The organism is Kitasatospora sp. MBT66 (genome assembly GCF_000710405.2).
GTDB classification, from domain to species: domain Bacteria; phylum Actinomycetota; class Actinomycetes; order Streptomycetales; family Streptomycetaceae; genus Kitasatospora; species Kitasatospora purpeofusca.
The window spans coordinates 1-10,161 of the sequence record NZ_JAIY01000001.1; the positions used below are offsets into that span (position 1 = coordinate 1).

The window sequence follows — 10,161 nt, forward strand, 5'->3', positions numbered from 1 at the left end:
GCGCGCCGTCTCCACCGGAGACATGACGCGCCGTCACTACGTGACGGAATGTTGTATCGCCACTCCGTGGCTCCAGCCAACTGACGGACGGGGTGGTACACCTTGCCGCCCCTTTCTGTACCGGTGGAAGTGGTGCAGACGGAGGGGTTGCCGGTGCCTCTCCTTGCTCCGCCGGCCTGCCCTCCCTCACCCACCAAAGGGAGCTGAGGGCACGTCATGGGCCCTATGAGCTGCCATTTCATGCGAACTCTGTGCTCCTTCGAGAGACCATCCGGATCGCCGGGCCAGGAGGTGGCTCCGGCCTTGAGCAGTGCGGGTTCGGCGGGTCATCCTCGGCCTGCCGCTTTCTGTACCATCAGTATGGCATGGATGTACCGGCGGTACAACCATCGTTCTGTGACTTTCTGTCATATCTTCTGGGCAACTTATGGTCTGGACCACCTAGCCAGTCTACGGGCTCCAATTTGGAATTAGAAGCTCCTGGAGTATGTGCCAGGGGCGATGAGGTCAATTCTGTACCAAGTCCGATCGATTTGCAAGGGGCTTGGCTCCCGAATCAGATCGTGGCTTCGGCAGTTTGCCTGTCGCGACTGCCCGCCGGCTCTGTATCAGAATACCAGTGTTGGGAGTTCCCCCCGGATGTTCTGTCCCCATTCCGAGGGCTTCGATCCGTAGCCGGCCGCCGAACTCTCTGACTTCACGAGCTCTGCGCGGTGCCGTCGCGGGCCCGTAGGGCGGCAGCCCGCCATCTGCCTCGCTCTCCCCATGATACGAGCCTAGTCGCGCTGTAGGACTCGGTCGACGACCTCTGAGGGGGCGCAGCGTGGTGGTGGGTGGGTTGGGTGGTGGTGGGTCAGTTGATTGGTTTGGTGGTTTTTGGTTCCGGTTATTGGTGGTGCTGATGTTGGGGGAGTTTGTGGGTTTGTTGGTGGTGCTTTCCCTGCGTTGCTCTTCCGGGTTTTCTTGAGGTGTTCGCGGTGGCTTCGTTTTTGGTTCTATTGCTGCGCTTCCCTTTTCGTGTTCGGGGTTTGATGGGGTTGTTGTGGTGGGTTTCTGGTGGTGTCGGTGGGGTTCTGTTGAGGATTTGATCTATTGGTGGCCGTTGGGGTGTGTTTCTTGATTGTTTATTGATTTCGTTGGTGAATTCCCTCAGCTTCGATATTCATTTGCCTTTCCGGTTGGCATTTCGGAGTGATTCCACTCGCATCATGCGGGGTCAAGTTGGTTTTATCTGTGGTCTTTTGTAGTCGCTGTGATTCAACTTCTGTTCTGTGAGCTCTAGTTGTTCACGTGGTTCATCCAACTTGCTTGCTGGGGTGACGTGTTGGATCGGATGGGTCGTCGTTCTGGTGTGGTCAGGGGGTGGCTGCTGGGCTGGTCGGGCGGGCGGCTCCGCGGACCCTTCTCTCTGGGTGGAAGGGCTCTTGCTGGCTTGCTGCTGGCCCCCGGCTCGGCGGCCAGGGCCGGAGGCCTTGGTGGAGCGGCGCAGCGGCGGGGGCGGGGTTCGTTGAAGCCTTGGGAGTCGGGCGGGCACACCAGGGGTGGCCCGGGTGCGGTGGGGCGGTGAGCCGCTGTCGGCCGGGCGGACAGCGGGTAGGCCGGCCACGGCGCGGTGGTGGATCCGGCGCGGCGCGGCGGCGGGCGAGCCGGCCGGGGTGGGAGCAGCGGGCCCGGGCCGGTCCCGGCGGCAGGGTTCGGGTAGCACGTCGGCGCCCGGGGGCTCGGCCGGGTGTTGGACGACTCTCAAGATGCCTACGAGGGCGGCGAGTTAGGGGCATGATGTGCGCCGATCAAATTCGGAGCATGTCCCGGAGGGCCCCTCGTTCGTTTGGGGCGGCACCTTGCCGACGAAGGGCATGCGAAGGCCCTCCCGGTATCTCTTGGCCGAGTCGCCCGGGAGGGCCGTGTAGCGCGCGGAGGCGCTGTGCTCACGGTAGGGGCGAACGCGGTTGAGGTCGAGGGGCGACTTGCCAACTCGGAGTTGGCATGCCCGGATTGCGGGGATTTGTTGGCGCCTTGGGGGTGGGCCCGGAGTCGGGTCCTGCGGACCAGGTCGGGGCAGGTGTCGGTGCGCCCTCGGCGGTCTCGGTGCGTGGGCTGCGGGCTCTCGCATGTCCTTCTTCCGGTGTTCGCGCTGGTCAGGCGGGCGGATCTGGCGGAGGTGATCGGGGCCGCGCTGGCTGCGAAGGCGGCCGGGACCGGCGCCCGCGTGATCGCGGCCGGGATCGGGCGGCCGGTGGAGACGGTCCGCGGCTGGCTGCGGCGGTTCGCCGGCCGGGCCGAGGAGGTCCGGGTCCAGTTCACGGTGCTGCTGGTCGACACCGGGCTCGATCCGGTGCCGCCGGCAGTGGCGGCGACGCCGTTCGCGGACGCGGTCGCGGCGGTGTTCGGGGCGCGTTCGGCGGTCGCCTCGCGCTGGCCGGGCGTCGGTGAGGTGTCGCCCTGGTGGCTGGCCTGCGCGGCGACCGGCGGGAGGCTGCTGGCACCGTCCCGTCCTTGATCAACGATCAACACGAGCCGCCCCTGATGTTCGAGCGGGCGGCTCTGCGAGCCTTCGCGGGTCCTGCCATGTGATGACCCATCAGGAAGCTCCCGTTGACGAAGAACGACACTGACCAGGCAACTCGCAACGAACGGGCCATGCAGATCGGCCTGTTCCGCTACATGTTGATCAGGGAGGCAGCTGACCCCACGCTCACCGGCCGCCAGCGCGGCAGGCTGGTCCGCCAGCTCGCCGGGGCCCCGCACGTCGATCCGGACGGCCGGACGATCTGGATCACCCGCTGGACCATCGACCGGTGGATAGCGGAGTGGCGCCGGGGCGGCTTCGACGCCCTGGTCCCCAGCACCCGCCAGTCCCAGCCCCGCACCCCGCCCGAGGTGTTCGAGCTGGCCGCGGCCCTGAAGAAGGAGAACCCGTCGCGGTCGGCCGCGCAGATCCGCCGCATCCTGTCCGCCCAGCACGGCTGGGCACCGGACGAGCGCACCATCCAGCGGATGTTCGTCCGCGACGGCCTGAACTCGCTGAAGGCACCGAAGGAGCCGGCGGTGTTCGGCCGGTTCGAGGCCGACCGCCCGAACGAGATCTGGACCGGCGACGCCCTGCACGGGCCCAGGATCGAGGGCCGCAAGACCTACCTGTTCGCCTTCGTGGACGACCACTCGCGGGCCGTCGTCGGGCACCGCTGGGGCTTCGCGGAGGACACCGTCCGCCTGGCGGCGGCCCTGCGGCCGGCCCTGGCCGCGCGCGGCGTCCCCGAGTACGTCTATGTCGACAACGGGTCGGCCTTCGTGGACTCGTGGCTGCTGAGGGCCTGCGCGAAGCTCGGGATCAAGCTCGTCCACTCCGCGCCCGGCCGGCCGCAGGGCCGGGGCAAGATCGAACGCTTTTTCCGGACGGTGAACGGCGAGTTCACCGTCGAGATCGCCTCCGGCGACGGCGAGCCGGGACGGCAGATCACCTCGCTGGCGGAGATGAACCGCCTGTTCACGGCCTGGGTCGAGAACGTCTACCACCGCCGCACGCACTCCGAGACCGGCATGGCGCCGCTCGCGCGCTGGATGGCCGGCCACCCCTTCCCGGTCCCGGCCCCGGCCGACCTCGCGGAGGCTTTCCGCTGGTCCGAGCACCGCACCGTCGCCAAGACCGGCCTGGTCTCGCTGCACGGAAACCGATACCAGGTCGACCCGGTGCTGGTCGGCCGACGGGTCGAGCTGGTCTTCGACCCGTTCGACCTGACCTTCCTGCGGGTCCGCTCCGAGGGCCACGACGCGGGCACCGCGCTGCCCTTCCAGATCAGCCGCCACAGCCACCCCAAGGCCCGCCCCGAGGTCCCGGCCGAGACTCCGAAGCCGACCACCGGCATCGACTACCTCGGCCTGATCGACACCCAGCACTCGACCGAACTCGCCGACAAGGTCAACTACTCCGCGCTCGGCTGGGCCACCGCCCCGCCGGCAGTCGACCTCGCCGCCGAATAGCCCCCTGACCAGCCAACTCCCTTCCTGAGGATCAGCGTGATCGAGAAACTGCAGGCCCACTACGGCTTCAGCAAGATGCCGTTCGGCCGGGACCTGGCGCCCGGCATGCTCCACCGGCACGCGTCCCACAACGAGGCCGTCGCCCGCATCACCTGGTGCGTCACCGAGCGGTCGATCGGCGTCGTGACCGGCGAGGTCGGCGCCGGCAAAACCGTCTCCGTCCGCACCGCGCTGGCCGGCCTGGACCCCTCGAAGTTCACGGTGATCTACCTGCCGAACCCGATGATCGGGGTCCGCGGCATCCACGAGGAGATCGTCAACGCCTTCGGCCAGACCCCCTCCCACCTCGGCTCGCGCCTGATGACCCAGACCAGCAAGGTCCTCATGGCCGAGCGCGAGGAGCGCGGACGCACCCCGGTCGTGGTCCTGGACGAGGCCCACCTGCTCAACTACGAGGCCCTGGAAGCCGTCCGGATGCTCACCAACCACGGCATGGACCAGGAATCGCCCCTGTCCTGCCTGCTGGTGGGCCAGCCGACCCTGCGGCGGACCATGAAACTGGCGGTCTTGGCCGCTCTCGAACAACGCACTGCCCTCCGTTACACGATGCCGGGGATGACCTCCACGGAGACAGCCAGCTACATCGGCCACCACCTGAAGCTCGTCGGGCGCCCGGACCAGCTGTTCACCGAGGACGCCATTTCCTTGATCCACACCACCTCGCGCGGCTTCCCACGGGCGGTCAACAACCTGTCGCTGCAGTCGCTCGTCGCCGCGTTCGCCGCCGGCAAGAACCTCGTCGACGAGGCCGCGACCCGCTCGGCGGTCAGCGAGATCATCGACTGAACCGACCGGCACCTTGCCGACGAACGACGACACTTCGCGACGAACACCCCGCCGGAACCCCGCCCGGCGGGGTGTCGTCACTTCACGACGTCGGCATCGTGAACGCCCCGTTCGTCGGCATTTTCAGCGTCGGGCAACAGGCCGGGCGTCGGCGGCTCCACGAGCGGTGGTTGGCCCGAGGGGGAGGGCGAGCGCTGCACGGCGGCCTGGTGGCGTGCTCAGGCCCTCCGGGCCCCGGTCAGGGCCAGCGGTCGTCGGTACGGCGGCCGGGCGGAGCGGCGGCCGGGCGTGGGCAGGACCGGCGGGTCGGCGGCGGTCGGTTGGCGGGGGCTCCACACTCTCGCCGCAGTCGGGCAGGGCAGCACGGCGGTCCGGCCCGCCCTGGGCCTGCGGGCCGGACCCGGGTCCGGCCAGGGGCACGGTGGCAGGCAGCCCCTGGTGCGTCCCCGGTCCGGGGCCGGCCGCCCCGCGGCGGCAGAGCGGCGACCGGCCCGGCACGGCCGTCGGCTGGCGGGTCGGACCTGGGCGGGGTCGGGCACACAGCGGGAGGGCGGTAGCGGCACCAGGGTGGCGGGCACCGGCAGCTGCCCGTGGGCGGTCCAGCAGTTCCATGGGGGCCGGGTGGTGGGCGGCCAACCGCGTAGTGGACCAGCGGCGCCGGCCGGTGGCCGGCCTTCGGGGCGCTGTCCGGCCTCCGACCGGAGCACCCCGCAGCGGCCTGGCGCGGCACCGTCCGGCCTGGGCTGCAGCGGGACGGCCTGGTGGGCTCCAGCGCGGTGGTGGAGCCCACCAGGGGCGCAGCGGCGCGCGGGCGGGCGGAGCTGGTGCGTGGTGGGGGTCGTCGGTGCCCTCTCGCGCTCGGCCGGGTGGTTGTCGGAGCGGCGTGCGGGCGGGCGGGTTGCGGTGGTGGAGCGGTACAACTTTCGTTCTGGTGAGGCGACTTCGGCTGGGGTGGGGCGGGGCTTCGTGTCTTGGTCGGCCGGCCGGGGCGGCCGAGGGGCGGCGGCCCGTGTTCGGCCGTCGCAGTGTGGCTGCGGCTGTGGAGAGGAGCCCCGGGGGCCGGCCGGCGCGAACTCCAGGACACCGGTACGCGGTCGGCGGGCAGTTGTCGGCCCCCTGCCCCGGCCGCGGTTCTGCAGGGCGGCACCCGGCCGGCTCCCCGGAGCGGTGGGCGGGGGCAGCACTCCCTGGTGTCGGGCGGGCTCACCACGGCGGCGGTCCGGCCACAGGGGTTGCGTCCGGGACCGGGCGGGCGTCGCCGAGAAGCATCACCGGCCGGCAGGCGGCCGGTGAGCCGGACCACCTCCGGGCCGGCGCTGAGGGCGGCACCGCTGGACTGCGACTGGACTGCGAAGCGGCCGCCACCGCGCCGGACAGTCGGCGGCGGGCACGGGACAACCAGTGCCCCGGGCCGGGGCAGCCAGGTCCGGCGCCTGGCACGCCACGGCGGCGGCCGAGCGGCGGCACCGGACAGCGTTCTCGGCCCCGGTGGACCAGAGCGGCGGCCAGCACCGCAGTGGCCGGACAGCTCAGACGGCGGACCTCCTGGAGCGGGAAGGCGGTGAAGCAGCACTGCCCCGGGCAGGGACCGGGCCCCAGCAGCGCCGGGAGGCGGGGCCGGGTGGGCCGTCGGAGCCGGCCGGGCGTGGGTGCTGAGAGGGTGCGGCCGGACGGGGCCGGGACAGCACCGGCACGGCGGCCGAGGGGCAGCACGGCCCCCCAGGCCGGGGCAACGGTTGCCGTCCTCGGGGCAGCCGGGGACGGCGGCCGGGAGCAGCGGCAGGGCCCCGGTCGGTCCGGCGGCGGGCGGCGAGGGCACCCGTTCAGGCCGGGACCCGGCCGCCCGGGGACGGTGATGGGACTCCTTGATTTTCCCCACCCCCTGCTCCGGTGTTGCCCCAGACCTGCTCGCCCGAGTTCCCCACGTCGACGCCAGCAGCGGTATCCCGCCCTGCTGCGAGCCGGCGAGCGACGGCTTGCTTGGATGTCCGCATGACGGATTGGTCGCAGTTGAAGCACGCGTACGGCACCGCCGAGGACATCCCGGCCCTGTTTGAACGGCTTGGCGCCGAGCCGAACGACGAGGCTTGGAGCGACCTGTGGTCGCGGTTGTGCCATCAGGGCAGTGTCTACTCGGCGAGCTTCGCTGCCCTCGCGCTGCTGGCCGATCTGGGAAGCGAAGCGGGCAAGGACGGCGACAACGCCCTGGTCCTGGCCGGGGCGATCGCCGAGGCCGCCGATGACGACGCCCGCGACCAGCACGGCGCCCCGATCGAGCGACTGCGGACCCTGGCGCACGCTCGGATCCGACGGCCCGCGGAGCCCGCCTTCTACGTCTCTCTGCTGCAGACTGCCATGGCGCTGGACGGCGTCCCTGTCTGGTCCTCGGCCCTGGAGGGCTTGGCCGACGGGAGTGTCGAGGTGTTCTGCCCCGAATGCGAGATGGGGGTGTTCGTCTCCATCGGCGAGGCCGGCTACTTCTCCGCCGTCGGCGACTGGGAGCCCGGCGATCCGGAGGGCTCCCCGCTTCGCGCTGCCGCGCCGGCCGACCTGTCGGGGCCTGCGCGCATGCTCTTTGACGCGGCCGGCGAGGCCGGGATCGACACCGTCGCGGTCGCTCTCACCTACCTGTTCGGCGAGGGAACGTGCGGCGAGTGCGGCGCCGACTTCTCGATCGCCGAGCAAGTAACCGAGCAGTACTGAGACACCCGCGAGCAGGCAGGCCGCCCCCGAGGCCCGCCGCACTCTCCCCGCTCCCCACCCTCCCCAGACCGTTGAACGGTCCTACCAACTGGGGAACGGAGAGCGGGCATGGCCGTTTTCGCGGATTCTCATCAGCGGCGGCCGGGCTGCGGCCACCGGGCCGGGGAGGAGGTGGAGCAGCGGCGGGGGTCCGGGGCAGGACCGGGAGCGACCCGGCAGGCACGGGGGCGGGGGCGTAGCAGCGGGGCCCGGCCGGACGGCGGCCGTCCGGCGGAGCGCCGAGCCGGCGCCGGGCGGGCAGCTGCACTTCCAGGGCACGAGCGACCCGGTACAGCTGTGGAAGGGCTGCGGGGCAGCCGCGGTACAGAATCGGCGGGGGTCCACCACGAGCGGCCGGCGGCCAACCATCCGCCCCCCGGCAGCGGCCACCAGCCGGTCAGGAGCCCGGCCACCGGCCCGCCAACGCCCACAGATCACCCCCGGCCACCGGCCCGGGGCCCGGCCCGGTGGCCGGGCGGCAGCGGCCTGGCCACAGCGACCACCGGCCCGGCGCCGGCCAGCCAGCGGCCGACAGCCCCGGGCCGGTGGCCGGACGGCGGCGGGCCGGGCGCAGCGGCGGCCAGAGCCGCGCGGTACAGCGCGCGGCGGCACGGCGGGCACCGCGGGCACCGCGGGCGGCCCCGGAGCGGCGCGCAGCGGGCGGGGGCGGCGGTCGGACCCTGGCGGTGGGGGCCACCACTGTCTGGGGTTGGGGTGGTGATCCTGCAGATCAGCCCCACGATCGCCATCGAGGTACATGAGGCAGTGCACTGGCGGCGGCAGCCTTTTCGACCGAAAAGGCTGCGTAGCGTGACGTGGAGGCGTCGTACCGGCGGGTTCGGGGCTGATGGGTGACGGCTCGACGTCACGCTGCCGACCGGGCCCGGCGGGCAGCCCGGCGTCGCCAGGCGCGGGACCGGCACCGACCGGAGCAGTAGACGGCATCGCGCCGTCGGCCCGCCCTGGCCATGGTCGCGCGCCCGCAGACCGGGCAGGACAGTACCCGGATCAGCCGTCGGTGACCGGCGTAGTGGGCCTGTCCGAGCAGGGCCAGGAAGTCCAGGCGGCGCTGTTCCGTCTTGCGGTCGCGGTATGCCTGGGCCCGGCAGGCGTCGTTGCAGTACCGGCGCCGGGAGGACGCTCCCCTGGGGAGCCGGCCGCCGCAGCTTGCGCAGTACCGGGCACGTGCCACAAGTCCAGGGTCTCGCGTCGCCCGGCCCCGGCTTCGGGCCCGGCCAGGACAACGGCCACCGGCGGCGACGGGCAACAGCCAGCCCCGGCGGACCGGGCAGGCGGGCGGGACGGCGGGCCGCGGTGACGCCCAGCGGGGAGGCCGGGCGGCGGCCGCGCGGCCGGGCCGGCCACCAGACCACCTTCCCCAGCACCGGCAGCCCGCCCCCCGGGCGGCCAGGAGCCGGGGCGGCAGCGGGCGGGGCGGCCAGGAGCAGCAGCTGGCCCCCGGGACCGGGACGGTCGCGGCGGCGGTCTGTGGCCACCAAGGTGTCACCGAGAGCGGCAGCTCCGGGGACAGCCGAACCGCGGCTGGGGCGGGAGCAGCCGGGTGAGCGCCAGCGGCGCAGCAGCCCGGCGGCGGGGCGGCCCCGGCGGCCAGGAGCAGCAGCCCGGCGGCCGCGCAGCCGGACGGCGAACGGCGAGCGAGGACGACCAGGAGCAGCGGCACGGCGGCCGCGCAGCCGGACCGGGCTGGCCGGGCGGCGGCCAGGAGCAGCAGCTGGCGGGATGGCCGGCCGGGGCGGCCAGGAGCAGCGGGCCGGCGGGGCGGCGGGGCGGACAGCGAGCACCAGGGCGAGCACCAGCGGCGCAGCAGCCCGGCGGCGGGCCCTTCCCCGGAGCTGCGGGCGGGTGGCTGGACGGGGACAACCATGGATGTGCTGGTGGCGCGGTGGCGGCGGGGCGGGACAACCCGGAAAGCGGCGGTGCGGGGGCCCGGGGACAACACCAGACCACCAGGACGACCGGCCACCAGAGCGTCCTCCCCCAACACCGGCGGCCCGGCCCCCGGGCGGCCAGGGGCCGGACCGGGCGAGGAGCAGCGGGACAGCGAGCGGAGCGGCGGCCGCAGGGCGGCGAGCAGCGCGTACGGCCGGGCAGGCGGCCGCGGCGGACGGCGGCCACCAGAGCGCCCTCCCCCAGCACCGGCAACCGGGCCCCCGGCCAGGGCGGCCAGGCCGGGAGCGACCAGCCTCGGCGGCAGGGCGGGCGAGCGCGGCGGACACAGCGGCGGCCAGGAGCAGCACGGCGGGGTGGGCGGGCCGGGCGCCGCGGAGGCCGCGGCGGGGCGGCCGGCTTCCCCGCGACAGCCCCGGCTCGGACCGGCGAGCAGCGCGGCCGGCCGACGGACAGCGAGCACCAGGACGGCCCGGACGTCCAGGAGGAGGTGGCCAGCAGCAGCCGGCCCGACGGCGGCGGACGAGCAGGCGAGCACCAGGGCGAGCGTCAGTGGCACAGCAGCCCGGCGGCCGGGACGGCCGACGGGCCGGGCCCGGGTGGCCAGGAGCAGCAGGCGGCCCCCGGGCCGAGACGGTCGCGGCGGCGACGGGACAACGGCCGCGGGGGCCAGGGACGGCGAGC

Annotated in this window: 4 protein-coding genes; all 4 read left to right on the forward strand. The window is 73.1% G+C overall.

Annotated elements, in window-relative coordinates; translation table 11 throughout:
* Positions 1-2,125: 2,125 nt before the first annotated feature.
* Entirely contained in the window at positions 2,126-2,500 is a 375-nt protein-coding gene (locus BI06_RS00005) for a hypothetical protein (RefSeq protein ID WP_199523215.1), read from the forward strand.
* A 95-nt stretch (positions 2,501-2,595) separates the two neighbouring features.
* Positions 2,596-3,981, forward strand: coding sequence for a DDE-type integrase/transposase/recombinase (locus tag BI06_RS00010; protein ID WP_043463395.1), 1,386 nt, complete (start codon positions 2,596-2,598; stop codon positions 3,979-3,981).
* Between the two features lie 36 nt (positions 3,982-4,017).
* The gene (locus BI06_RS00015; protein ID WP_043463398.1) at positions 4,018-4,827 is read left to right on the forward strand and encodes an ExeA family protein; all 810 of its coding nucleotides are present in this window, start codon (positions 4,018-4,020) and stop codon (positions 4,825-4,827) included.
* Positions 4,828-6,819: 1,992 nt separating this feature from the next.
* The gene (locus tag BI06_RS00020) at positions 6,820-7,530 is read left to right on the forward strand and encodes a hypothetical protein (RefSeq protein WP_051740023.1); all 711 of its coding nucleotides are present in this window, start codon (positions 6,820-6,822) and stop codon (positions 7,528-7,530) included.
* The last annotated feature ends 2,631 nt before the right edge of the window (positions 7,531-10,161 follow it).

Excerpts from the sequence above, each read along its gene's own strand:
- BI06_RS00020 (WP_051740023.1), top strand. The coding sequence starts at position 6,820 with ATGACGGATTGGTCGCAGTTGAAGCACGCGTACGGCACCGCCGAGGAC.